The following is a 25,756-nucleotide window of genomic DNA, read 5'->3' as shown; positions in this document are numbered from 1 at the left end:
ACACTGTGGTCAATTTGTGGAACTACAGAGAGAAAACTGTAGTTCCACGCATTTAATTAATTGCATCCACTTTGTATTGATAGGAGGGTTCAAATGGAAAATAAGCGCATAGGGCTTTTATATATACTGCCGTGGCTTATCGGTCTTGTGATATTTACCATATATCCGTTTGTGACATCTTTAATATTAAGTTTCACGAATTACAATATTATTAATGCACCGCAATTTATCGGTATTCAAAATTACGTCAATATGTTTCATGACAGCACATTCTGGACGTCATTTACTGCAACACTGGAGTATGTTGTAATTACAGTACCGCTAAAGCTTATATTCTCGCTTTTTATAGCTTTTATCTTGAATTACAAGCTAAAAGGCATCAATTTTTATCGTACAGCGTATTATGTACCATCGATTCTCGGTGGAAATATTGCTATAGCTGTTTTGTGGAAGTTTGTATTTGCAAATACAGGGCTTGTAAATCAGGTTTTGGGAGTATTTGGCATAAAACCAGTAGGTTGGTTTTCCACAGGTTTAGGAGCGATATTTACTATAAGCGCTTTAAGGGTATGGGAATTTGGCTCTACCATGGTTATTTTCTTGGCAGGTTTAAAGGACATACCGCAAGAGCTTTATGAGGCAGCGGCAGTTGACGGTGCAGGCAAGATCAAAACATTCTTTAAGGTCACCATACCGCTTTTGACACCTATAATATTTTTCAACTTGGTAATGCAGTTAATACAAGCTTTCCAGGAATTCAACGGACCTTACATGATAACGCAAGGTGGTCCTCTGTATAAGACGTATCTTTTGCCAATGATGATTTACGACAACTCATTTAAGTTCTTCAATATGGGATATGGCAGCGCTATATCGTGGTTCCTCTTCATAATAATAATGATATTCACAATGTTCGTATTTTCATCGTCGAAGTACTGGGTGTTTTATTCAGATGAAGGAGGAGGCGAGTCATAATGAACAATGAGACAGCATTCAATAATGTAAACCTTAGGATGGATAAGGGGTATAGAAAGAGAGAGTTTAGGAGGAAAGTTAACTTAGCAATTAGATATGCGATACTGACAATTGGCGCAATTATAATGCTGTACCCCATTGTCTGGCTTGTAGGAGCGTCATTTAAGACAAACAGCGAAATCTTTTCGTCAATAAGCTTCATACCAAAAAGGATAGATTTTACGCCGTATATAAAAGGATGGAAGACAGGTACTCAGTATACATTTGCAACGTACTACTTGAATACTTTTAAGTACGTCATTCCTAAAGTGATTTTCACAGTTGTTTCATCAGTATTGACAGCGTATGGCTTTTCAAGATTTAATTTTCCGTTTAAAAAGCCTTTGTTTGCGATACTGATTTCAACGATGTTTTTGCCACAGATCGTTTTAAGGATACCGCTATATCTTTTATGGAAGCAATTGCATTTACTGGACACGTTTGTTCCTCTGTATGCAAATGACATATTTGCGGCAGAAGCGTTTTTCGTGTTCATGATTATACAGTTTATGAGGGGAATACCAAAGGAGCTTGATGAAGCTGCAAAGATAGACGGATGTAATTCATTTACGATACTGACGAGGATATTGCTGCCTGTGATTACGCCAGCCATTGTGTCTGTAACCATATTTCAGTTTATGTGGTCTATGAATGACTTCATGGGACCTCTTATCTACATTTCAACTGTCAGCAAGTACCCTGTCTCAATAGCTTTGAAAATGGCAATGGATGCTACGTCAGGCAACTTCGAGTGGAACAAGATAATCGCAATGTCGGTTATAGCTCTTATACCTTCAATTGTGGTATTCTTCTCGGCTCAAAAGTACTTTGTTGAAGGTATATCTACAAGCGGATTAAAAGGATGATTCTTTAAAGAAAGAGTGATTCGATTGAAAGAACTAAATGTCATATCAGTTACATCTACCACAATTTCGTTTGAATTGAAAGGTTCAAAGCCTTATTATTTAGAGAAAAAGTATCAGTTGTACGTTAATTCAGATTATATGGGCGATGTGGATAGGAGTGTGTGGACGGTAAAAAATTTAAAGCCAAACAGTCAATACGAAATTACACTAAAGAACGAAGAAACAAAAGAAAGATTGACTGCGTTCCAACAGACAAAACCCGAGACAGCGTATATAAACGTTAAGGACTTTGGTGCTGTTGGTGATGGAAAGCGTCTTGATACTTTTTCTATACAAGCAGCCATAATGGCGTGCCCTGATGGAGGAAGGGTATATTTTCCTGAAGGTGTTTACTTGACATACCCGATTTTTTTAAAAAGCGATATAACGATAGAATTAGGTAAAGGTGCTGTGTTATTAGGAGCAAAAGAGAGGGAAATGTACCCTATCCTTCCAGGTGAAATAGACAGTGAAGAATTTCAAAATAGCTATTTAGGATCCTGGGAAGGGGAAGCAAACGATATGTTTGCAAGCCTTATAACTGGTATCTCTGTGGAAAATGTTAATATAATAGGCGATGGAGTCATAGATGGCAATTCCAGTTTTGATACATGGTGGTACGACGCGAAGGTTAGAAGAATCGCATGGAGACCGAGGACGGTTTATTTAAACAAGTGCAAAAATGTATTGATAGAAGGCATCACAATAAAGAATTCGCCGTCGTGGACGATACATCCCTTGATGTCGCAAAACCTTAAATTTGTGAATTTGAACATCGAAAATCCGAAAGATGCACCAAATACTGATGGTCTCGATCCTGAATCGTGTAAAGATGTCCTCATTGCAGGCACCAGATTTTCTGTTGGCGATGACTGCATTGCCATAAAATCAGGCAAGTTGTCTGTAAGCCAAAGGCTTCCTATGCCGTCGGAAAATCTTTATATAAGAAACTGCCTTATGGAATACGGTCATGGTGCTGTCGTAATAGGAAGCGAGATGTCAGGCGGTGTAAAGAATGTCCATGTTGAGAATTGCATATTTAGAAAGACAGACCGCGGCATACGCATAAAGACCAGAAGAGGTAGAGGCAAGACCGGAATCATAGATGAGATACACGCATCAAACATCAGAATGGAAGGGGTTTTGACGCCTTTTACCATAAATAGCTTTTATTTCTGCGATGCTGATGGTAAGACTGAATACGTGTGGAGCAAGGAAAAGCTTCCTGTAGATGACAGGACGCCATATGTCGGCAATATTTATCTAAAAGATATAACATGCATTGATACTCAGGTTGCAGCAGGATACATGTATGGCCTTCCTGAGAGGAAAATTGAGAGAGTTGATATGGAGAATATCTATGTAAGCTTTGATTTAAACGCTAAGCCTGATTATCCTGAGATGCTTAGCTTTGTAGAAGAAATGTGTAGAAATGGATTTTACCTTAACAACATTAAAAACCTTAGGTTGAAAAATGTTGTAGTAGAAGGTGCTTTGACAGAGCCTTTTACAAAGTTAAATATTGACAATGAAATTCAATGAAATATTTTTTTTAAAGTAAAATGTTCACGTGTGCTAAAATCGAGCTAAGGAGGAAGAAAATGATGAGGTTATCGTCGAAGATTTATAAAGATTATAAAAGATATCCAGAAAAGGTAGTACAGTTTGGAGAAGGGAACTTTCTAAGGGCATTTGCAGACTGGATGATTGACGAAATGAATGAAAAAGGTGTTTTTAATGGCAGCGTCGTCGTTGTACAGCCTTTAAGAGGTGGATTGGTGGATAAATTAAATGAGCAGGATGGACTTTACACCCTTATACTTCAAGGTATAAAGGATGGAAAGGCTAAAAGGACTTATAAGGTCGTAAATAGCATAAGTAGAGGTATTAATCCGTATGATGACTACGAGGCTTTTCTAAAGGTGGCTGAAGTAGAAACCATAAGATTTGTGATTTCCAATACTACAGAGGCAGGCATCGCATTTGATGAAAATGATACGTTTGATGCTATTCCACACAACAGTTTTCCTGCAAAACTTACTGCTTTCATGTATAGAAGGTATAAATATTTTAATGGCAGAAGTGACAAAGGGCTTATAATTCTTCCTTGTGAACTTATTGACAGAAACGGTGAAAAGTTAAAAGAGATGGTTCTTAAGTATATAGATCATTGGAATCTTGAAAAAGGATTTGCCGACTGGGTTTTGAAGTGGAATGTTTTTTGCACAACCCTTGTAGATAGGATCGTGACAGGATATCCAAAAGACGATGCTGCAGAAATTGAAAAGGAATTGGGCTATGAAGATAGCTTGATAGACGTAGGGGAATTATTTCACTTGTGGGTTATAGAGGGACCTAAATGGATTGAAAAAGAGTTTCCGGCAAGTGAGATAGGCTTAAATGTAAGATTTGTAGATGATGTAACGCCGTATCGCGACAGAAAAGTGAGAATCCTAAATGGGCTTCACACAGCTATGGTACCTGTGGCGTATCTTTATGGGATTGATACTGTTGGAGAAGCCATGGAAGATGATGCTGTAGGAAAATTCATTAAAGACGTGGCTTACAATGAGATCATGAAGACATTGGATTTGCCGGATGATGAAGTTAAGGAGTTTATTGGGGAAGTGTTTGATAGGTTTAAAAATCCTTACGTCAAGCACTACCTTATGAGCATTGCTTTAAATTCCATGTCAAAATATGAGACGAGGGTTTTGCCTTCACTTCTTCAGTACGTAAAAGCATATGGAGAACTGCCTAAAAAACTGGTATTTTCCCTTTCCGCATATATAGAGTTTTACAAAGGGAAAAGAGGCGACGAAGTCATACCATTAAGCGACGATCCTGACATACTAAAGATGTATCAAGATCTATGGAAAGACTTCGATGGCAGTTATGAAGGAATAAAAAACATTGTAACAAATGTTTTGTCGTACGATAAAGTGTGGAAGATGGATCTAAATGAAGTAGCTGGGTTAAATGATGCTGTTACTGAGTATCTTTATTCGATTGAGAAGAATGGAATAAAGGATTCATTAAAAGAGGTGCTAAAGTAACCATGAAAGATTTCATAAAAATAAATCCTTCAGACAATGTGGCTGTCGCTTTGAGAAATTTGAAAAAAGGCGATGTTATTTCGTTAGGCGATAAGAGATTAGTTATTGCTGATGATGTGCCAAAAGGCCATAAGTTTGCTTTAACGGAGATTAAAGAAGGACATGATGTTGTAAAGTACGGTTATCCCATAGGACATGCACTTTCAGATATACCTGAAGGTGCATGGGTTCATACTCACAATATTAAGACGAACTTAGGGGATATTTTAAATTACGTTTATGATAAAAAAGAAGCTGTCGTAGCTAAAGAACATGAAGATACTATGACATTTAAAGGCTACAAAAGGAAAACGGGCGCTGTCGGCATAAGAAATGAGCTTTGGATCGTACCTACGGTAGGCTGCGTAAATGGCATAGGAGAGATGATAATAGAGAGATTTAAAAGAGAAGTCAAAGTTGAAGGAATTGATGACATCCAGATATTTAAGCACAGCTATGGATGTTCACAACTTGGAGATGACCATATAAACACAAGGAAAATTTTATCAGATATAGTGAAGCATCCAAATGCCGGCGGTGTTTTGGTTTTGGGTTTAGGCTGTGAAAACAACAACATACCTTCTTTTAAGGAAAGTTTAGGTCAGTACGATGAGGAAAGGGTGAAGTTTCTCATCGCCCAAGAAGTTGATGATGAGATTGAAGAAGGAGTCAAGCTGTTAGGCGAACTGTATCAGAAGATGAAAGACGATGTAAGAGTTGATGTAGACATAAGTCAATTGATTGTTGGGCTTAAATGTGGCGGCTCTGACGGATTTTCAGGCATCACCGCAAATCCCTTGTTAGGTGCATTTACGGATTTTATGGTATCTCATGGAGGCAGTGCGGTATTGACAGAAGTACCGGAGATGTTTGGCGCAGAGCAGATTCTCATGGAAAGGTGTCATGATGAAGATGTCTTTGACAGGACCGTCAACATGATAAATGGGTTTAAGCAGTACTTTTTAGAACATCACCAGCCTATATATGAAAATCCATCACCTGGAAACAAAGCTGGTGGTATAACCACTTTAGAGGAGAAATCATTAGGCTGCGTTCAAAAGGGTGGAAAATCAATCGTAGTGGATGTCTTAAATTATGGGGACACAGTGAAAAAAAGAGGACTTAACCTTTTATACGGGCCTGGCAACGACCTTGTATCTTCTACTGCTTTAGCTGCATCAGGATGTCATTTGATACTTTTTACAACAGGAAGAGGAACTCCGTACGGCACATTTGTGCCTACTGTAAAGATTTCTACTAATTCAGAGCTTTACAGGAAAAAGAAAAGCTGGATTGATTTTAACGCAGGAACACTTGTTGAAGACGAAGTGATGGATGTCGTTTTAGATGAACTGGTACACTACGTTTTAAAAGTAGCCAGTGGTGACAAAGTCAACAATGAGAAGAATAATTTCAAAGAAATCGCTATTTTTAAGTCAGGTGTGACATTGTAAATTTAAAAGCAAAGGTGAAAGATGTGAGAATATTTTACTACATTTTGGCATCTGATATTCTTCCTATATTCTTGATAATATTTATAGGATATGTCCTTGGCAGCAAATTTAAGTTAGACGTAAATTCTTTTAGCAAAATAAATTTTTATGTTTTTGTTCCGGGATTTATATTTGTAAATATTTATACTACTAAGATACCATTGGACATGATGAAAGTGTTGGTATTTGCCATATCTATGCTTCTGGCAAATGTGGCAATCGGCAGCATCATAGCTAAGTTTAGAAACTATGACAAAGGCTATAAAAATGCCTTTAGGAATTCCATCATGTTTTACAATTCCGGCAATATAGGGCTGTCGCTTATAACACTTGTGTTTACTACGGGACCGTATTTGATACATGGAAAGACTCCTTACGCCAACATGGCGATTACCGCACAGATAATGGTGCTTTTGATACAAAACATATTTACAAACAGCATAGGATTTTTTCTGGCCAGCAGTGCATCTATGGACTTTAAAGACAGCATGAAAAAGATATTTTCTATGCCAACAATTTACGCAATTCCAGCGGCCTTGCTTTTAAAACTGTTGCCTGTTGATTTGACAAAAATACCAATATGGCCTGCTGCTGAGTACATCAAAAATGCTTTTGTGCCTTTTGCACTTATATCTTTAGGCGCTCAACTTTCGTATACAAATATAAGCTTTAAAAACAAGGAAGTCTATTTATCAGCAGTCACAAGGCTATTGGGTGGCCCTATAATCGCATTTCTTTTAATAAAGATATTCGGTTTTTCTGGCGTTGTGGCACAGGCATTGATGATATCATCTTCTACTCCTTCCGCAGTAAACACTGCTTTAATTGCCGTAGAATTTGATAATTGCAAAGACTATGCGTCGCAGTTGGTCATGGTTTCAACACTGCTTAGCACTATCACTTTGACTTTGGTCATTTATGTGTCAAGGGTTATATTTCCAGTTTGAATTTAGCTAAAAGGATGTTAATAGATGATTATCAAGAAAGACATACTCAAACTTATTGGACCTATAATAACGGAGCAGACGTTTATAAGCTCTATGGGCATAATAAATACAATATTGGCCAGCAGACTTGGAAAAGAGGCAATTTCATCTATCGGGATGGCTGATTCTATAAATAACATTTTAATAGGATTCTTTTCGGCTCTTGCAGTTGGTGGAACTGTCGTTGTAGCACAGTATGTGGGGCAGAAAAATCAAAAGGCGGCAAATGAAGCCAGCAAACAGATAATGTATTCAGGTGAGCTTATAACCATATTTATTACGATTCTCATATGGATTTTAAGGCATCCTATAGTGCTTTTGCTTTTTGGCAAAGCAGAAAAAATCGTATTTGACAATACTATATTGTATTTAAGCATAAGCCTTGTAACATACCCATTTATAACAGCTCAGTTGGTAGCATTTGGGGTATTAAGAGGTGCTGGCGACACAAAGACACCTATGTATATAAACGTGTTTATAAATGTCTTAAACGTCATATTAAGTTACGCATTCATATATGGCATAAAGATGATTAATCTCAAAGGCTTAGGTGTGGAAGGTGCTGCAATAGGCATAGGATTGTCCAGACTCATTGGTGCTATAGTAGCATTGTACATCTTGATTAAGGGTACAAGTGTTGTGAAGCTTTACGATTTGCGCCATTACAAACCTGACATGAAAATGCTTAGATCTATCTTTAACATAGGACTTCCTGCCGGCCTTGAGTCGCTTCTATTTAGCGGTGGCAAATTGATAACGCAAGTATTTGTTGTGCTTTTTGGCACTGCATCAATTGCAGCAAATTCCATAGGTTTTTCTGTGCAACAGATATTCAATATTCCCGGCAACGCTTTAAGCATAGCTTCTACTATAGTCGTAGGACAGGATATGGGCAGTGGCGATCCTGTAGCCGCAAAAAAGTCCCTTTACTACATGACGTGGCTTGCCAGTATATGTATGGGTATACTTGGTGCAGTGTCGTTTCCTTTTGCAAGATTTCTTGTATCTATATACACCACAAATCAGGACGTCATAGATATCGCTGTGAAAGTCGTTAGACTTAATTTAGCTTGTATGGTTTTATGGTCATTGTCATTTGTGCTGCCTGCAGGCTTAAAAGGTGCAGGAGATGCCAAGTACACATTGATGACATCTATAATAGGCATGTGGGCTTTTAGGATAGTTTTAGGATATGTACTTGGAGTAGTGATGAAATTTGGACTTGTAGGAGTATGGATAGGCATGTTTACAGACTGGGCAGTAAGAGGGACTCTTTACCTTATAAGGCTTAGGGGTACCAAGTGGCAAAAAGCAATTGTGTAGAGGTGCATTTCATGAATTTAGGAATAAGAGCGCATGATCTAATAGGATTATCTTTGGAAAGACTGCCTGAAGAGGTTTCGAAATTGGGACTTTCTTCGGTTCAATTGGCTTTAAATAAATCATTTCCAGAACTTAACATTAAAAATGGAAGTCTGACACCAGGCTTGGCTAACTATATATGCAGCCATTTCAGAAGTCATAACATTCAAATTGCAGTGTTGGGCTGCTATGTAAACATCATTCATCCAGATTTAAGCGAAAGGAGGTTGTTATTGGAGCTTTTTAAAGAACATTTAAGGTATGCAAGGGATTTTGGTTGCAGCATTGTTGCTACAGAGACAGGCAATGTGCATGAGAAGATGGGATACACGACTGATAATTTCACAGAAGATGCTTACAATGAAGTGGTGAAAAGCGTATCTGAATTAGTTGAGGAAGCTGAAAAATTTGGAGTCATAGTGGGCATAGAGCCAGGTGTCAACCATCCCATATACTCTCCCAAAGTCATGAGGAGGCTTATAGATGATGTAAAGTCCAGCAATTTGCAAGTCATATTTGACCCGGCCAACCTTTTGACTGAGGAAAATTACAAAAGCCAAAAGATTATTTTTGAAGAGGCCTTTAGATTGTTTGGAGATAGGATTGTAGCAGTACATGCGAAAGATTTTTCGATGAATGAAGGAAAGTTTGAATTTGTGCCTGTAGGTGAGGGACTGCTGGATTACGAAACAATATTCAAGTTTTTAAAGTACGCAAAACCGTATATAAACATCTTGATGGAAAACACAAAAGGCACATTTATAAAAAGTGGGATTTCGTATCTTAAGGGTAAATACGAAATCGTAGTCCAATAATACCACAAAAACCACATAAAAATTTTTGGATTTTAAGGAGGAATTGTTGGTTTTACGTCGAATATATGTTAATATAGAGTTAGAAAAAGTTATTCGTTCTTTTTGATAATAAATGATGAGTTTAAGATAGATGATAATTTGTATAGGATGGTGTCATATGCTGGCTTCCACGAGAAGAAATAAGATAAAAGAAATACTCATGAAGGAAAAATCTGTAAAAGTATCAGAGCTTTGTGAGATGTTTCAAGTGTCAGATGAGACCATAAGACGGGACTTAGATGAGCTTGAAAAAGAAGGGCTTATAGAGAGAAACTACGGCGGTGGCGTGCTAAAGAAAAACATCGTTGTTCCTCCACTCTTATTCAGGATGGAAGAAAACATCGAAGAAAAAGAGAAGATAGCCAATAAAGCAATAGATGCGATTAAAGAGGGAATGAGCATTTTTCTTGATGCAGGGTCTACTACTTATCAGTTAGCACGGTATATTAACTACAAAGGCTTAAAGAATATCACGATCATAACCAATGGACTTAACATAGCTGCCGAACTTGCAAGAAACACAAATATAACTTTACACGTGACAGGCGGAAATCTTAAAAACGTCAATTATTCTTTAATAGGTCCAGATGCTGTAGAGTACGTAAAAAAGTACAATGCTGACATTGCCTTCCTCGCAGCAGCGGGAGTGTCGTTAGAAAAGGGATTTACCACGTCTGATATCTTTGAGGCAGAAGTCAAAAGGTCTATGATTGGATCTTCAAGAACATCGATTGTCGTCGTCGACAGCAGTAAATTTGGCAAAGATGCTATGGTGTCATTTTGCAATATAGGTGATGTTGATAGGGTTATAACGTCAGGAGTGCAAAACATGGATGTGATAGATGATTTGAAAAATCATGTTGTAATAGATTTGGCTAATTAGCATGTTTTTCGATTTGAAAGGAGAGATGAGAAATGGTTGGAAATGTATCATCCGTGCTTAAAGAAAGCGGGTTTCAGATATATCCAGATTCTTTAAGGAAGCTTGGTGAAAACACATATATATTTGTAGTGAAAAAGCAAAAGGAAAAAATGATCGGCATACTGTCTAATGACGAGTTGAAGCTTAAAGAACCATACTTTTCAGAGAATAAGAAAATAAGCGACAGCCTCCAATTTAATGTTTATCCTTTTACCTTCGATAACTATGTGACATTAAACGGCAGGTTTCACATAGGGCCTACTATATGCAGGGAAAATGCCTCATTTGGCACAGGTGACAGGCTTGGGATGGCGACGGCAGCACAGCTTGATGCTTTAAAAAAATTCAATGTATTCCCTATTTTGGCGCAGCAATCCCCAAGAGAGCTTGTAAAGACAAACAGGAACTTTAAAGATGTGCTTTTAAAAGTAGTGTTAGGTGTCTTGGAGACAGGATATATAGGCCATTATGGGGCTGATGCAGACCATATAAAGGATGAGAAGTACCTTTTAGAAGGCATAGATGCTGGTTACACCATGTACACGCTGGACTTAAGTGAACAGCTTTTTGATGTAAGCGGTGCAACGTCATCAGAAATCAAAGAAAAGGCAGAAACATTGTCAGATGTAAGCAGAAAGATTGTGGAAGATTTTTCAGGCAAATCTCTAAATGTGGGTTTTGGTGGTCATTTAGTCTCAGAAGACGAGCTTTTAAAGTCTGCTGTAGCCTATGAGACTGCAATGAAGTTTGTGGAGAAAGTAAATGGCATCTTAAAAGAAAAACTTAACGACTTTGACCTTGAAATCTCCATCGATGAAGGCGGAAAAGTGACGACTTTGGAGGATCACCTTTTTGTAGCAGAGTATCTCCATCGGAATGGCATCGACTTTTTTAGCATTGCACCTAAATTTCCTGGTGAATTTGAAAAGGCCATTGACTACGTAGGAGACGTAAATGAATTTGAAAGAGAGCTTAAAAAACATTACGATCTTACTAAGTTAATAGGCGGTTATAAGCTTAGCTTACATTCAGGCAGCGATAAATTTAGCATTTACAAGATTTTTAGCAAGACAACTGAGAAGAATTTTCACATAAAGACGTCTGGCACAAGTTGGCTACAGGCTGTAAATCTCATTTACAAATCTGACAAGGAGTTCTACAGAGAACTTTACAAGATAGCTTTATCAAATCTGGAAGAAAGCAAAAAATCGTACAAGGTTTTGATTAAAAAGGATGACTTTAAAGATGAACCTGAGCTTGATAATCCAGAATTTATGATTAGACCAGAGATAAAGCAGCTTTTTCACATATCCTTTGGTGTTTTGCTTGACTTAAAGGGGAAAGAGATTAAAGACATGCTTTACGATTATGAAGAAGAACATTATAAAATGGTTTCTGATAACATAGAAAACCATTTGAAAGAAATATTCTATGAAAAATAAATCTTAGGAGGAGAAAAAATGGGTGTGAAAATAGCGATTGTAAATTCCAGCAGTTTTGGCAGGAACTTTCCTGAGCATTTGGAGAAGTTAAAAAAGTTTGGGGCAGTTGACAGATTTCAATTTCCTTACGACATGCACGGCAAAGAACTGGCAGAGAAGCTTATGGGATATTCTATCATTGTAGCCAGCGTCAAGCCTTACTACGATAAAGAGTTTTTTGAGCACAAGGATAAGACGCTTTTAATTACAAGGCATGGCATTGGGTATGATAATATCGATATAAAAAGTGCTCAAGAGAAAGGCACATACGTCACAAAAGTCGATGGGTATGTTGAAAGAGAAGCTGTAGCAGAATCGGCAGTTACATTGCTTCTTGATGTTGTTAGAAAAGTAAGAGCAGCTTCATTAAAAGTAAAAGATGGCAAGTGGAGTGAAAGAGCTAGCTTCATGGGCGCAGAGCTAAGGGACAAAGTCATAGGCATAATAGGTATTGGCAATATAGGCAGCAGAGTTTGTGAAATACTCAGGTATGGGTTTAATGCAAAAGTTATAGCTTACGACCCGTACGTGCCATCTGGTTTGATACGTGAAAGAGGTGCTGAGCCTGTAGAGACATTAGAAGAACTTTTAAAAGCAGCAGACATGATATCCTTAAATGCATCTCTTAATAAAGGCAATTACCACATGCTATCATTTAAGCAATTTTCTATGATGAAAGACGGTGTCTACATTGTAGATACAGCCAGAGGCGAGCTTATAGACAACGAGGCTTTGATGAAAGCTCTCGACGATGGAAAAGTGGCAGGTGTTGGATTAGACGTTGTAGAAAACGAGCCTATAGACGAGAATCATCCACTTTTGAAATATGAGAATGTGGTGATAACGCCTCACATATCTGCTTACACAAGAGAATGCTTAAAAGGCATGGGCGACAAAGTTGTATCAGACATAGAGAAAGTATTGAATGGTCAAGAGCCTGACGGAGTGATAAAATTATAGTCGTGGAGGATTAATATGGATAGGGGATTAGCTCTTTGTATAGATATAGGCACCACAAATCTTAAAGCAGGTGTTGTAGACAAGGAAGGAAATGTGCTAAACCTTTATAGGTGTGAGATACCACTTTTTAAAGGCGACGACGGGAAAGCGGAACACGATCCTGAAGTCTTGTTTTCTACTTTTGTAAAAGCGGCTAAAGAAGCGTCGAAAGGCTATGAGGATGCGATTTCTCTTGTCATACCGTCTACGTACATGTTTGGCCTTGTACCTGTCGATGAGAATTTAGAGCCATTGACAGGCATAATGACGCTTCTTGATACAAGGTCGAAAGAAACTTACGAAGAATTGCTAAACGATATTGACGTAAATGAGATGTACAAAAGGACTGGATTTGCTCCTACGTTCCATGCGCCGCTTTTTAAAATATATTGGCTTAAGAGAAAGAGAAGAGATATTTTTGAAAAATCAAAATACTTTTTAAGCTCAAAAGACTACATCATATCAAAGCTTTTAAATAAGCCGTATACAGAACCTAGCATATCATCTGCCACAGGAATGATGAATATAAATACCCTTAAATGGGATAGCTACTCACTTGGTGCCTTAGGCATAGACGAGGATAGACTTCCTGAGATTGTGCCTTCAGATGTGATTTTAGCTGACCTTCCCGACAAATCGAAAGAGCTTTTAGGGTTGAATGGGGATGTAAAACTGCTGCCTGGCGTGTACGATGGTGGCGCTGTAGGAATAGGCATTGGAGCATTTGACGATGGAGTTGGCGCAATAAACATAGGCACAACAGGAATGTTTAGAGTTGCGTATCCAGAAGCCGTTTTAGATAAAGAAGATTTAATGAGGCTTCAAACTTACTACCTTTCATCAGGAAAGTGGTTTGTAGGAGCGGCTATCAACAATGCAGGCATAATTTTAAGGTGGCTTAGAGACAATATCTTTAACATGAGTTATGATGAATTGACAAAGGAAGCATTAAGTGCTGATACGTCCAATCTGTTTTTCCTGCCTTATATCACAGGAGAGAGGGATAAAGAAATTGGCAACATAGCTTCTGGCGTCTATTTTGGATTGAAAAACAGTCACACAAAAGGGCATTTGATAAAAGCAGGTTTAGAAGGCGTTGCATATTCATTGAGAATGCTTTTTGAGGCAGTAAAAGACAATAATATAAATATAAAAGAGATAAGAGCTGGAGGTGGTGGTACAAACTCTGAGCTTTGGATGGAAATTTTCTCATCTGTATTGGGACTGCCTATAAAGGTGTCAAATGTGGAAGAACCTGAGCTTTTAGGCTCGGCTTTGTTGGGATTTTGTGCATTAGGAGTCTATAAAGATGTATTAGAGGCAACTTACAAGATGGTGAAGATTAAGAAAGTGTTTATGCCTCAAGAGGAAAAGGTACAGCAGTATGAAAAGGGATTTCAATTCTTTAAGCTTATGACAAGAGATCTTAAAAACTTGTTTGAGGTTCACAACAAACTATAAAAATTGGAGGTAAGAGAAATGAACAATATAGGATTGATAGGCCTTGCAGTAATGGGACAGAATTTAGCTTTAAACATAGCCAGAAAAGGTTATAGCCTTTCTGGTTACAACAGATCACATGAGACGACTGAAAAATTCGTTAAAGAAAAAGTAAAGGATGAGAAAATCTATCCGTACTACGACATAAAGTCATTCGTTGAGTCTTTGGAAAAGCCCAGGAAGATAATACTCATGGTGAAGGCGGGAAAGCCAGTAGATGACGTGATTCATGAGCTTTTGCCATACCTTGATGAAGGAGACCTCATAATAGACGGCGGTAATTCCTACTTTAAAGATACTGACAGAAGGATAAAAGAGCTAAAGGACAAAGGAATACATTACTTAGGCATGGGTGTATCTGGCGGAGAATTTGGCGCATTAAATGGACCGTCACTTATGCCTGGCGGAACAAAAGAAGCTTATGAAATGGTAAAGGAGTTGCTTCTTAAGATAGCAGCAAAGACTGATTCTGGAGAATGCTGCACATATGTTGGCAATGATTCTGCAGGGCACTTTGTAAAGATGGTGCACAATGGAATAGAATACGCTATAATGCAGTCAATATCAGAAGTGTACGACGTAATGAGAAAAGTCTTAAAGCTCACCAGTGAAGAAATCGGAGATATTTTCGAGAAGTGGAATAACGGAGAGCTTAATTCATTCTTGATGGAAATATCTTATAAGATAATGAAGCACAAAGACGACAAGACAGGTAAGCCTTTGGTAGAGCTCATACTTGATGAAGCAGAGCAAAAGGGAACAGGCAAGTGGACCGCAGAGACGTCTCTTGATTTAGGCATTCCTACGCCATCTTTAAATCTTGCTGTTGTCGGCAGAACTCTTTCCTTCTTTAAAGATGACAGGGTAAAGCTTTCGAAAATGGTCAATAGAAACTATCCTGAAAATGCCTTAAATAAAGACGAAGTCGTAGAAGATTTGAAAAATGCGCTGTTGTTCTCAGTATTTTCATCTTTTTCGCAAGGCGTGTGGCTTATATCAGAGGCGTCAAAAGTTTACGGCTACGGCATAGATTTAAAAGAAGTTTTGAGAATCTGGAAAGGTGGTTGCATCATAAGGGCAAGGCTTCTGGACTTTTTGATGGAGATAATCTCAGAAGACAATGATAACTTGCTTCTTAACCCGAAATCTGTGAAATTCTTAGAAGAAAAAATAGATGCAGTTAAGAAGGTGACAAAACTTGCTAAAGATAATTACATCCCTATGCTTACAGTAAATGCTTCTCTTGACTATTTCTACAGCATGTCAGAGGAAAACCTTCCTGCTAATTTGATACAAGGGCAGAGGGATTTCTTTGGTGCACACACTTACAAGAGGATTGACATGGATGGAATATTCCACACCGAGTGGCAGCAGGATTAAATATGAGGGGGATTAATTTATGAAATTGAGAAGGGCTGAGCTAAAAGATAGAAAAAAATGGGAAGATGCAGGCATAAAGCTTCCAAAGTTTGACGTAGAAAAGATGATCGATGTTACATCGAAAAGGCCTACATGGATTCACTTTGGTGCAGGCAACATATTCAGAGGGTTTATAGCAATGCTTATGCAAACCCTCTTGAACAAAGATCTTATAGACACAGGAATAATTGCAGTTGAATCTTACGATTTTGAAGTCTCTGAGAAAATATATAAGCCTTACGACAATTTGGGATTGAGAGTCATCATGAATGCCGATGGCACACTGGAAAAAGAAGTCGTAGGAAGCATTGCCGATATTGTAATGGCAGATCCATCAAACGAAGCTCAATGGGTTAAATTAAACGACATCTTCAAAAATCAATCATTGCAGATAGTAAGCATGACAATAACAGAGAAAGGCTATAATCTTAAAGATTTCTCAGGCAATTTTATAAAAGAAGTCACAGAAGACATTGAGGCAGGTCCTGAAAGGCCGAAAAATGTAGTGTCAAAGCTTACATCTCTGGTTTATTCAAGGTACAAAGCAGGTGGGCATCCATTGGCACTTGTAAGCCTTGATAACTTTTCTGGAAATGGCGAAAGACTTAAAAGTGCAGTGATGACTATAGCAGAGGAATGGTCGAAGAAAGGTTATGTGGAAGATGGATTTATTAAATACTTAAACGATCCATCGAAGGTTTCTTTCCCGCTTAGTATGATTGATAAAATCGTTCCAAGGCCACATGAGATAGTCAAGAAATCTCTTGAAGACAGTGGCTTAGAGGATATGGACATAATAACAACTTCGAAAAATACCGTAATTGCGCCTTTTGTTAATGCGGAAAGAGCTCAATACCTTGTCATAGAAGACAAATTTCCGAATGGGCGAATGAAATTAGAAGAAGCTGGGGTCATCTTAACTGATAAAGAAACCGTAGAAAAAGTCGAAAGGATGAAAGTCACCACATGCCTAAATCCGCTTCACACAGCATTGGCTATATACGGATGCCTTTTGAATTACAAGACGATTGCTGATGAGATGAAAGATAGTTGTCTTAAAAAGCTTGTTGAAAAAGTGGGATATGTGGAAGGCATGCCTGTTGTCATAAATCCTAAAGTGCTTGACCCAGAAGAATTCATAAAAGAAGTAATCGAAGTAAGGCTGCCAAATCCGTACATGCCTGATACACCTCAGAGAATTGCCACAGACACATCGCAAAAGATGGGTATAAGATTTGGAGAGACGATAAAATCATACATGCAAAGAAGCGATCTTGATGTAAAAAGCTTAAAGTATATACCGTTAGTCATAGCAGGATGGTGCAGGTATTTGATGAGTATTGACGATAACGGCAATGAAATGGCACTAAGTCCAGATCCACTTTTAAATGATTTGAAATCCCATGTGTCAAATATAAAGCTTGGGGACGTAGAATCAGTTAAGGACAACCTAAGACCGATTTTATCAAACAAGCAAATATTTGGACTCGATTTATACGAAGCAGGATTAGGCGAGATGGTAGAAAGCTACTTTAAAGAGCTTATATCTGATACTGGCGCAGTGAGAAATACCCTTAAAAAATACCTTGAATGCTAAAATAAGATGGATAGTGCAGAGGACATTTCTTCTGCACTTTTTATTTGAGGAAAAATAAATTATAATAAAAGAAAAAATGATTAGATACATCATTTGAAAAAGGGTGGACTGGTTTGGTTAACATAAGAGATGTAGCAAAATACTGTGGAGTCTCAGCCATGACTGTATCGAGAGCATTGAATAACAGCGGTCAAATATCAAAAGAAACGAAAGAAAGAATATTGAAAGCTTGTGAAGAATTAGGATACAGGCCTAATTTTGCTGCCAGAAGCCTCGTCACAAAGAAAACCAACATGATAGGGCTCATTATACCTGATATAACAAATCAATATTATTCACAGGTAAGCAAAGGCGTCAGCTCATATCTAAGCCTTCATGGTTATGGGCTTTTGCTTTGCAATAGCGACAGAAAAAAAGAAGAGGAAAAAAGGTATCTCGACTTTTTGGCAGGAGGCAGAGTTGACGGCATAATTATTTTCCCTGTAAAGCCAAAGAAAGAAGATTATGAAAAAATTTTAAAGGAAGTACCGCTTGTTATGGCAGATAATTACGTGGATGGGCTTAATGCGAACTTTGTCGGCAATGATAACTATCATGGAGCATCAGAGATAATACGGCACATGGTAAAACAAGGATTCAAGAAGATTGGGGTTATACTTGGACCAACAAGCTCCAGTGCTTCAAATGAAAGGTTGAGAGCATACAAAGATGTGCTGGCGGAAAATAACATGGAATATCAGAGCGATATTATCTTAGAAAGTGACGCTACTTTTGATGATGGATTTAACTTGGCAAAAGTTCTAATTGAAAAAGGCGTTGACAGCATATTTGCGATAAATGATACCGTTGCTTTAGGAGTCATAAAATATTGCTATTTAAACAATATTAAAATACCAGATGATATAGGTATTGCAGGGTATGACAATATTCAGCAATCGTCTATGTTGCCTGTTCCATTGACTACGGTGGATCAAAATGGAAGTCGAATGGGTAAAGTAGTTGCAGAAACAATGTTGAATCTATTAACAGGTGGCGCGACAATTTCGAAGAAAATAATTCTCAAACCACAGCTTGTGGTAAGAAAATCTTTAAGGGAAAGTTGATAGTGTCATTGACTATTTCCAAAATAAAGAGTATACTTTATTTAGATGTTACGTTAACGGTAACAGAAAAATCAGGAGGGATTTTTATGGAGATAAGGTATGCAACTCATTATGAAGACGTTAAGCACTATGATACATCTGAATTGAGAAGACATTTTTTAATTGAGAATCTATTCGAGACAGGTAAGATTAATATGATCTACAGCCATGTAGATAGGATAATTGTGGCAGGCGTTGTACCGATAAATGAGGTGCTTCGCCTTGAGACAAGCAAAGAATTAGGGACAGATTATTTTTTGGAAAGGAGAGAGATGGGCATAATTAATATAGGCGGAACGGGCATCGTGAATTTAGATGGCAAAAAGTATGAGCTGAAAAATAGCGATGGCCTGTATGTAGGCATGGGGGTAAAGGAAGTAAGCTTTGAAAGCGTAGATGCTTCAAAGCCTGCAAAGTTTTACATCAATAGCGCTACAGCCCATAAGAGTTATCCTACAGTTAAAATAGGCTTAAACGATGCAAATAAAGTAAAAGCAGGCACTGATGAGGAGTGCAATAAGAGAACTATAAATCAGTACATCCACCCTGCGGTATGCCAAAGCTGTCAATTAGTCATGGGCATGACTATATTAGAACCTGGTAGTATATGGAATACAATGCCGTGCCATACCCATGACAGAAGGATGGAAGTCTATCTTTATTTCAATATAGACGAAGATAATGTTGTATTTCACTTTATGGGCACGCCAAATGAGACAAGGCATATTGTCGTCAAAAATGAGCAAGCGGTCATATCACCCAGCTGGTCGATTCACTCAGGCGTAGGTACAAAGAATTACACATTTATATGGGGAATGGTAGGCGAGAATCAGACATTCACTGATATGGATACTATACCTACAAAAGATCTAAGATAAGGAAGGGGTTAATTATGTTTAGCATTAATGACTTTTCAATGGACTTTTTCAGATTGGACGGAAAAGTAGCAATCGTGACAGGTGGGAATACAGGATTAGGACAAGGATATGCGGTGGCATTGGCAAAAGCCGGAGCTGATTTATTCATAGTTACTCATAATAATCGCTTTGATGAAACGAGAGAGCTTATCGAAAAAGAAGGGAAAAAGGTAGAATTCTTTCAGACGGATTTATCGATTAGAGAGAATATAAATGCAGTTGTAGATAAATGTCTTGAGGTTTATGGCAAGATAGACATACTTGTAAACAATGCAGGTACAATAAAAAGATCTCCTCTGCTTGAATACAAAGATGAAGATTGGAAGGCTGTTTTAGACATCAATCTAAATGCAGTGTATTATTTAAGCCATGAAGTGGCTAAGGTAATGGTTAAACAAGGTGGAGGGAAAATCATAAACATAGCTTCAATGCTTTCGTTTCAAGGCGGAAAATTTGTGCCGGCGTATACAGCATCAAAGCATGGCGTCGTGGGAATTACAAGGGCTTTTGCAAATGAATTGGCGGATAAAAACATACAGGTAAATGCAATAGCCCCAGGATATATTGAAACCAACAATACTGCTCCAATAAGAGCTGATGAAAGCAGAAATGCCGAGATACTTTCAAGGATACCTGCAGGAAGATGGGGTCATCCGTTTGATGTGATGGGAGCTTTAGTATTTTTGGCAAGTAAAGCTTCAGACTATGTAAACGGACACGTATTGGCTGTCGATGGCGGCTGGCTTGTAAGGTGATAGGAAAATGGCATGGCAAAGTGCCGTTCTTTTTTTAATACGCTTTATAAAAATTTTTAATTAACAATAAGTTTGCGTCATATGTATACAAATCACAGGTGTCTCCAGATGTAGAACCTGTATTGGAACCTGTGACATTTTGGGCTAGAGGTGAAAGAAGTATCGGTGGTGTTATACCGCTTGTTATATTTACTAATTGCGATTATATTGAGTTGCAATATGGCAGTAAGACAAAAATAGATAAAATATTTCCGAAAAAAGACGAATATAAAGGTATACCATATCCACCAGTGATAATAGATTATTCAATTATAAAGCCTGAAGAAGTAGGTTCTTGGGGCATGAAATGGGAAGACTTATATTTAAGAGGATTTTATAAAAATAATGTGGTTATCGAAAAAAAATACTCAACCGAACCTGTCCCAACTGAATTGTGTGTTATGCCAGATGATTTTTTGCTTGATGCTTCTCAAAAAGATGCAACTAGAATTGTAGTAAAAATACTTGATCAGTACGGAAATCTTTTGCCATTTATTAATGAAGTAATTAAAATAGAAATAGAAGGACCTGCGAAGCTTCAGGGGCCAAATGAAGTAGCACTTATAGGTGGGGCAATAGCATTTTGGGTTGAAACTATAAATGAATCGGGTGTAATTAATATAAAAGTAAGGTCTAGGTCTTTAGGAGAAAAAAATGTAATGGTAAAAGTCGAATAAGAAGGTGGGTTAAGTGAAAATATACTATAATGAAACAGAAAGAGAATTTCATCTACAGAACGATTATATAAGCTATATAATAAAGATAATGAAAAATAATCAGCTTGGACATTTATATTTTGGGAAGCGATTAAATCATAGAGAATCTTTTGGGCATCTTATGAATGTATTGCCAAGAGCATATACCGCGTATGTTTTTAAAGACGATTTTAAGTTTTCTTTAGATTTGTTAAGACAAGAATATCCATCTTATGGAACGACTGATTTTCGAGAGCCTGCATATCAAGTAAAGCAGGAAAATGGGAGTATAATAACGAATTTTGAGTATCAAAATCATAAAATATACAACGGAAAGCCAGAACTTGATGGGCTTCCCTCAACTTACAGTGAAAATGATTCTGAAGCACTAACACTGGAGATATGGCTAAAAGATAGTCTAATTAATATGGATCTAATATTAATATATACAATTTTTGAAGAGTATGCAGTAATAACAAGAAGTGCTAAATTTACAAACAATGGAAAACAGAAGTTAAAATTGATGAGAGCAATGAGCATGAGCATTGATTTGCCAGATGCTGATTACGATATGCTTCATTTATCAGGCGCATGGGCACGAGAGAGATACATTAAACATCGCAAACTTCAACCGGGAATACAATCAGTATCCAGCATAAGAGGTGCAAGCAGCGCTCAGCAGAATCCCTTTATAGCTTTAAAACGTCCTTGGACTACTGAAGATGAAGGAGAAGTATTTGGATTTAACTTAATATATAGTGGAAATTTCCTTGCACAGGTAGAAGTTGACTATGATAACGTGACACGCGTTATTATGGGTATACATCCTTTTAATTTTGGCTGGGTTTTAGATTCTGGCGAAAGCTTCCAGACACCTGAAGCCGTTATGGTTTATTCTGATAAAGGATTAAATGGCATGAGTCAAATTTTTCATAAACTTTATAGAAATAGACTAGTAAGAGGGAAATTTAGGGATGGAATTCGACCAATACTTATTAATAATTGGGAAGCTACTTATTTCGATTTTAATGAAGAAAAAATATTGGAACTTGCAAAAGCAGCAAACGAATTAGGAATAGAACTTTTTGTATTAGATGATGGATGGTTTGGAAATAGAAATGATGATTCTTCTTCACTTGGAGACTGGTTTGAAAATAAAAAAAAGCTTCCAAATGGTATTAAAGGCTTAGCGGATAAGATAACGGCAATGGGGCTGAAGTTTGGACTTTGGATTGAGCCAGAAATGGTTAATGAAGATAGTAATCTTTTTAAACAACATCCGGATTGGATAATCAAAGTGCCTGGAAGAAAAGTCTCTCACGGTAGAAATCAGTATGTCCTTGATTTTTCAAGAAATGAAGTCGTAAATTACATATATGAGATGATATCAAAAATATTGCGGGAAGCACCTATTTCTTATGTAAAATGGGATATGAATAGAAATATTACAGAACCATATTCTGTTGTGCTTCCTCCAGAAAGGCAAGGAGAAGTATTTCATAGATATATATTAGGAGTATATTCTCTTTATGAAAGGTTGACATCTGAATTTCCAGATGTATTGTTTGAATCTTGTGCTGGTGGTGGAGGTAGATTTGATCCAGGAATGCTTTATTATGCACCTCAGGCATGGGCAAGTGACAATACAGATGCAATTGAGCGATTAAAAATACAGTATGGTACTTCTATTTGCTATCCAATAAATTCTATTGGTTCACATGTTTCGGATGTACCTAATCATCAAGTAGGTCGAATTACTCCAATAGAAACAAGAGCTAATGTGGCTTATTTTGGTACATTTGGTTATGAACTTGATTTGAATAAACTAACGGATAAAGAGAAAGAAAAGATAAGACAACAAGTAAAATTTTTCAAAAAGTATAGAGAATTAATTCACAAAGGAATTTTTTATCGAATAAATAGTCCTTTTGAAGGTGATGGAAATATAACATCATGGATGGTTGTTTCTGAGGATCTTAAAGAAGCAATTATAGGATATTATCAAGTATTAGCACAACCAAATCAAGGTTTAAAAAAATTGCGTCTTAAGGGACTTAATACAAAGTATTTGTATAGAATTGTAGGTAGTTCAGAATGTTATTATGGTGATGAATTGATGTATTCTGGATTACCTTTAGATAATTTTTATCTTGAAATATTTAATAGAGATAAAGGTGATAGTGCAGATTTTAGATCAAAGATTTATGTGATAAAAGCTGAATAACAATAATAAAAATTTTTATTTTAAAACTTCCTTTCCAGTCATATTTTTTTCTTTTTTTACAAACAATATTGATTGGGGAGGCGCATATTATGAATGGAAGAACTACGAGTTGGGTTGTTACTGGCGTTGGAGCGGCTGTAACGGCTGCGGGACTTATGACAGGTGGAATGCTGGGTGCTGGAATTACTGGCTTTGGATTGGCTCACGTAGTATTAGGAGTTTTAGACATGTTTAGGCCGACAGTGCAAAGATAGCACAATATCTCCTCAGTTTTTTTGCTGAGGAGATTGTTTTTATTGCGATAAAATTTCGAATGCGAATATTGTCCAAAAATTTAAAAAATGATTGACAAATCAATTTTATTGCTGTATAATGATAAAAAAGTAAAAGATTTTTCGATGATCAGGAATAGTAGCTTAAGCGACTAATACAAGCGAGTCAGGGATGGTGTGAGCCTGATTATTATAGCTTTAGCGAATGGGCCTGTGAGATGCGAGGTGAACTGTAGTAGCCGAGCCGGTAAACACCGTTATATGTGATGCACATGTTGGTGTGCTTAGAGATAAGACATATTGTCTTAAGAAGGGTGGCACCGTGGAAGCGTAGCCTTTCGCCCCTACATTTGGGGTGGAAGGCTTTTTAATTTGCATTTTTTTAAGGAGGGAGGTGAAGAGTGTGGATACAAGAAAGACATTGAGGGAGTTTGTACTTTGCGCACTGCTTATGGCTATTGGTGTAGTACTGCATTTTATCACACCTGCTTTCATGTTAAATATGAGGCCAGATTTTATGCTTTCAATGCTTTTCATATCACTGATGATCGTTGACGATCTAAAAATCAATTATGTAACAGCGATCATCGCAGGAATATTGACGGCATTGACAGGATCTATGCCTGGAGGTCAGATTGCAAATCCAATCGATAAACTTGTCACAGCAACAATCATAATTTTGATGCTTAAAGTGTTGAGAAATAGAGCAAATGAAGGAATTATCGCTGGAGTAGTTGGTATCATAGGGACAATCATTTCAGGTTCCGTTTTTTTAGGAGTTGTTTCACTTGTAGCAGGGCTTCCAGGACCATTTTATCTATTGATGTTGACGGTTGTAATACCTACAGCAGTAGTAAATACTATAGTTACTGTCATTGGATACTACATCATAAAGAAAGTCTCCAAGTCCACACTTGCTATAAATAAATAGCACTTTGACACATATTAATCCTCGAAAGAGGATTTTTTGTTTTTTGTAGAATAAAATATTGTGTGACATTGACTTAATATGTGACTATTGAAAAATTTCAATCCCTGTTGTAATATTTAGGGGTAGGGGGCAAGAAATAATTATGAAAACGTTGCATAGCATCTTTAATTTCTTTAAGAAAAATATAATATTGATATTGATAACGCTAATTGCAGTATTAAGCATTTTTTTATATAAATTTCAGCAGATCGAGGAACCTGTTTTAGCAGGTAAACCATTATATCACTTTTATTTAGTAGCACAAAATTCGGTGGATCCGTTTTGGAAGGAAGTGCAAAAAGGTGCGGAAGATGCTGCAAAATACTATAACGTCGCTGTCGAATTTAATGCTCCAAAGTTTAATAATATTAACGAAGAATTGGAGTTTCTCGATATAGCAGTTTTATCAAAAGTAGATGGTATTATAACACATGTTTCATATGATGGGGACTTCAATACGCTGATAGATGAAGCTTATGCAAACAATATACCTGTTGTTACAATTGAAAATGATTTAAAAGACAGCAAAAGGAAGTCTTTTGTAGGTGCCAACAGCTTTATTTTGGGAGAAGAAGCTGGAAAGCTTATGAAACAGTCTACAGGAGGCAAAGCCAATATAGCTGTTATCATGAGCAATGATGTAGGAAATGATACAACAAGCCAGAACTTAAAACTGAATGGATTCTTAAGCATTATAAACAGTGTACCGGGTATGAAAGTTTCAAAGGTATATACGTCACAGTTAGGTGCTTTAAGTGCAGAAGAAATAACTCAATCCATCATAAATAGCAACGATGGTATAAATGCTTTGTACATTACAGATTCTGTGGATACAATTGGTGCCGCACAAGTGGTGGTGGATTTCAGCAAGGTAGGTGAAGTATCTATAGTTGGATATGGAGATACGCCTGATATATTAAGGTACGTTGACAAAGGCATAATTTATGGTACAGTGGTGAGCGATCCATATAAGATGGGTTATGAAAGCATTAAAGCCATGATTGAGATCAAAAAAAATAACGATGTTTCTACTTTTATAGACACAGGCGTAAATATAATAACTAAAAACAATGTAAAAGAGTATGAGGATAAGATAAAACAAAAAGATTAGTAGG

Annotated in this window: 22 protein-coding genes and 1 other annotated feature; all 22 genes read left to right on the top strand. The window is 37.2% G+C overall.

The genetic code is table 11. The features are described from left to right. Positions 1-93: 93 nt before the first annotated feature. The 22 genes from JJQ93_RS08585 to JJQ93_RS08480 all read left to right on the top strand — a co-directional run bounded on the left by JJQ93_RS08585 (position 94) and on the right by JJQ93_RS08480 (position 25,752). Entirely contained in the window at positions 94-975 is an 882-nt protein-coding gene (locus JJQ93_RS08585; protein ID WP_274893473.1) for a carbohydrate ABC transporter permease, read from the top strand. Beyond that, the gene (locus JJQ93_RS08580) at positions 975-1,880 is read left to right on the top strand and encodes a carbohydrate ABC transporter permease (protein WP_274893472.1); all 906 of its coding nucleotides are present in this window, start codon (positions 975-977) and stop codon (positions 1,878-1,880) included. Before JJQ93_RS08585 ends, JJQ93_RS08580 begins: the two co-directional genes overlap by 1 nt. 24 nt (positions 1,881-1,904) lie before the next feature. Beyond that, the gene (locus tag JJQ93_RS08575) at positions 1,905-3,461 is read left to right on the top strand and encodes a glycoside hydrolase family 28 protein (RefSeq protein WP_274893471.1); all 1,557 of its coding nucleotides are present in this window, start codon (positions 1,905-1,907) and stop codon (positions 3,459-3,461) included. A 62-nt stretch (positions 3,462-3,523) separates the two neighbouring features. Further along, complete coding sequence (locus JJQ93_RS08570) at positions 3,524-4,975, top strand: tagaturonate reductase (protein ID WP_274893470.1); 1,452 nt, start codon at positions 3,524-3,526, stop codon at positions 4,973-4,975. 2 nt (positions 4,976-4,977) lie between these two features. Next, positions 4,978-6,468, top strand: coding sequence for a UxaA family hydrolase (locus JJQ93_RS08565; protein ID WP_274893469.1), 1,491 nt, complete (start codon positions 4,978-4,980; stop codon positions 6,466-6,468). Positions 6,469-6,482: 14 nt separating this feature from the next. Further along, complete coding sequence (locus JJQ93_RS08560; protein WP_274893468.1) at positions 6,483-7,454, top strand: AEC family transporter; 972 nt, start codon at positions 6,483-6,485, stop codon at positions 7,452-7,454. 24 nt (positions 7,455-7,478) lie between these two features. Then, positions 7,479-8,816: an MATE family efflux transporter gene (locus JJQ93_RS08555; RefSeq protein WP_274893467.1), complete on the top strand. Its 1,338-nt coding sequence runs from the start codon at positions 7,479-7,481 to the stop codon at positions 8,814-8,816. An 11-nt stretch (positions 8,817-8,827) separates the two neighbouring features. Beyond that, positions 8,828-9,670: a sugar phosphate isomerase/epimerase family protein gene (locus tag JJQ93_RS08550; protein WP_274893466.1), complete on the top strand. Its 843-nt coding sequence runs from the start codon at positions 8,828-8,830 to the stop codon at positions 9,668-9,670. A gap of 157 nt (positions 9,671-9,827) precedes the next feature. Next, positions 9,828-10,592 (top strand): DeoR/GlpR family DNA-binding transcription regulator, encoded by a 765-nt coding sequence (locus JJQ93_RS08545; RefSeq protein WP_274893465.1) that lies wholly within the window; start codon positions 9,828-9,830, stop codon positions 10,590-10,592. A gap of 32 nt (positions 10,593-10,624) precedes the next feature. Then, on the top strand, positions 10,625-12,073 hold the full coding sequence (locus JJQ93_RS08540) for a tagaturonate epimerase family protein (RefSeq protein WP_274893464.1): 1,449 nt from the start codon (positions 10,625-10,627) through the stop codon (positions 12,071-12,073). A gap of 18 nt (positions 12,074-12,091) precedes the next feature. Next, complete coding sequence (locus tag JJQ93_RS08535) at positions 12,092-13,072, top strand: D-isomer specific 2-hydroxyacid dehydrogenase family protein (RefSeq protein ID WP_274893463.1); 981 nt, start codon at positions 12,092-12,094, stop codon at positions 13,070-13,072. 15 nt (positions 13,073-13,087) lie between these two features. Then, entirely contained in the window at positions 13,088-14,572 is a 1,485-nt protein-coding gene (locus JJQ93_RS08530; RefSeq protein ID WP_274893462.1) for a gluconokinase, read from the top strand. 18 nt (positions 14,573-14,590) lie between these two features. Beyond that, entirely contained in the window at positions 14,591-15,991 is a 1,401-nt protein-coding gene (gene gnd / locus JJQ93_RS08525) for an NADP-dependent phosphogluconate dehydrogenase (RefSeq protein ID WP_274893461.1), read from the top strand. A gap of 19 nt (positions 15,992-16,010) precedes the next feature. Further along, positions 16,011-17,627 (top strand): mannitol dehydrogenase family protein, encoded by a 1,617-nt coding sequence (locus JJQ93_RS08520; RefSeq protein WP_274893460.1) that lies wholly within the window; start codon positions 16,011-16,013, stop codon positions 17,625-17,627. 113 nt (positions 17,628-17,740) lie between these two features. Next, the gene (locus JJQ93_RS08515; protein ID WP_274893459.1) at positions 17,741-18,730 is read left to right on the top strand and encodes a LacI family DNA-binding transcriptional regulator; all 990 of its coding nucleotides are present in this window, start codon (positions 17,741-17,743) and stop codon (positions 18,728-18,730) included. Positions 18,731-18,816: 86 nt separating this feature from the next. Beyond that, the gene (gene kduI / locus JJQ93_RS08510) at positions 18,817-19,647 is read left to right on the top strand and encodes a 5-dehydro-4-deoxy-D-glucuronate isomerase (RefSeq protein ID WP_274893458.1); all 831 of its coding nucleotides are present in this window, start codon (positions 18,817-18,819) and stop codon (positions 19,645-19,647) included. Positions 19,648-19,661: 14 nt separating this feature from the next. Beyond that, a complete protein-coding gene (gene kduD / locus JJQ93_RS08505; RefSeq protein ID WP_274893457.1) occupies positions 19,662-20,441 on the top strand; it encodes a 2-dehydro-3-deoxy-D-gluconate 5-dehydrogenase KduD in 780 nt (259 codons plus the stop codon). Between the two features lie 98 nt (positions 20,442-20,539). After that, positions 20,540-21,157 (top strand): hypothetical protein, encoded by a 618-nt coding sequence (locus tag JJQ93_RS13020; RefSeq protein ID WP_274893456.1) that lies wholly within the window; start codon positions 20,540-20,542, stop codon positions 21,155-21,157. Positions 21,158-21,170: 13 nt separating this feature from the next. Beyond that, entirely contained in the window at positions 21,171-23,399 is a 2,229-nt protein-coding gene (locus JJQ93_RS08495) for an alpha-galactosidase (RefSeq protein WP_274893455.1), read from the top strand. A gap of 89 nt (positions 23,400-23,488) precedes the next feature. Further along, the gene (locus JJQ93_RS08490) at positions 23,489-23,653 is read left to right on the top strand and encodes a hypothetical protein (protein WP_013788773.1); all 165 of its coding nucleotides are present in this window, start codon (positions 23,489-23,491) and stop codon (positions 23,651-23,653) included. Between the two features lie 135 nt (positions 23,654-23,788). Next, positions 23,789-24,020: a binding site (T-box leader), on the top strand. Between the two features lie 54 nt (positions 24,021-24,074). Further along, a complete protein-coding gene (locus JJQ93_RS08485) occupies positions 24,075-24,602 on the top strand; it encodes a tryptophan transporter (RefSeq protein ID WP_274893454.1) in 528 nt (175 codons plus the stop codon). 142 nt (positions 24,603-24,744) lie between these two features. Further along, on the top strand, positions 24,745-25,752 hold the full coding sequence (locus JJQ93_RS08480) for a substrate-binding domain-containing protein (protein ID WP_274893453.1): 1,008 nt from the start codon (positions 24,745-24,747) through the stop codon (positions 25,750-25,752). Positions 25,753-25,756 lie beyond the last annotated feature (4 nt).

Origin of the sequence: Thermoanaerobacterium sp. R66, from assembly GCF_028895185.1 — a bacterium.
Lineage (GTDB): Bacteria > Bacillota > Thermoanaerobacteria > Thermoanaerobacterales > Thermoanaerobacteraceae > Thermoanaerobacterium.
This window is presented reverse-complemented; position numbering and strand designations above follow the sequence as displayed.

Bases quoted from the DNA above. Each gene is read 5' to 3' on its own strand.
- JJQ93_RS08585 (WP_274893473.1), top strand. From the start codon at position 94: ATGGAAAATAAGCGCATAGGGCTTTTATATATACTGCCGTGGCTTATC.
- JJQ93_RS08580 (WP_274893472.1), top strand. From the start codon at position 975: ATGAACAATGAGACAGCATTCAATAATGTAAACCTTAGGATGGATAAG.
- JJQ93_RS08570 (WP_274893470.1), top strand. From the start codon at position 3,524: ATGAGGTTATCGTCGAAGATTTATAAAGATTATAAAAGATATCCAGAA.
- JJQ93_RS08565 (WP_274893469.1), top strand. From the start codon at position 4,978: ATGAAAGATTTCATAAAAATAAATCCTTCAGACAATGTGGCTGTCGCT.
- JJQ93_RS08555 (WP_274893467.1), top strand. From the start codon at position 7,479: ATGATTATCAAGAAAGACATACTCAAACTTATTGGACCTATAATAACG.
- JJQ93_RS08550 (WP_274893466.1), top strand. From the start codon at position 8,828: ATGAATTTAGGAATAAGAGCGCATGATCTAATAGGATTATCTTTGGAA.
- JJQ93_RS08545 (WP_274893465.1), top strand. From the start codon at position 9,828: ATGCTGGCTTCCACGAGAAGAAATAAGATAAAAGAAATACTCATGAAG.
- JJQ93_RS08540 (WP_274893464.1), top strand. From the start codon at position 10,625: ATGGTTGGAAATGTATCATCCGTGCTTAAAGAAAGCGGGTTTCAGATA.
- JJQ93_RS08535 (WP_274893463.1), top strand. From the start codon at position 12,092: ATGGGTGTGAAAATAGCGATTGTAAATTCCAGCAGTTTTGGCAGGAAC.
- JJQ93_RS08530 (WP_274893462.1), top strand. From the start codon at position 13,088: ATGGATAGGGGATTAGCTCTTTGTATAGATATAGGCACCACAAATCTT.
- gnd (WP_274893461.1), top strand. From the start codon at position 14,591: ATGAACAATATAGGATTGATAGGCCTTGCAGTAATGGGACAGAATTTA.
- JJQ93_RS08520 (WP_274893460.1), top strand. From the start codon at position 16,011: ATGAAATTGAGAAGGGCTGAGCTAAAAGATAGAAAAAAATGGGAAGAT.
- kduI (WP_274893458.1), top strand. From the start codon at position 18,817: ATGGAGATAAGGTATGCAACTCATTATGAAGACGTTAAGCACTATGAT.
- kduD (WP_274893457.1), top strand. From the start codon at position 19,662: ATGTTTAGCATTAATGACTTTTCAATGGACTTTTTCAGATTGGACGGA.
- JJQ93_RS08490 (WP_013788773.1), top strand. From the start codon at position 23,489: ATGAATGGAAGAACTACGAGTTGGGTTGTTACTGGCGTTGGAGCGGCT.
- JJQ93_RS08480 (WP_274893453.1), top strand. From the start codon at position 24,745: ATGAAAACGTTGCATAGCATCTTTAATTTCTTTAAGAAAAATATAATA.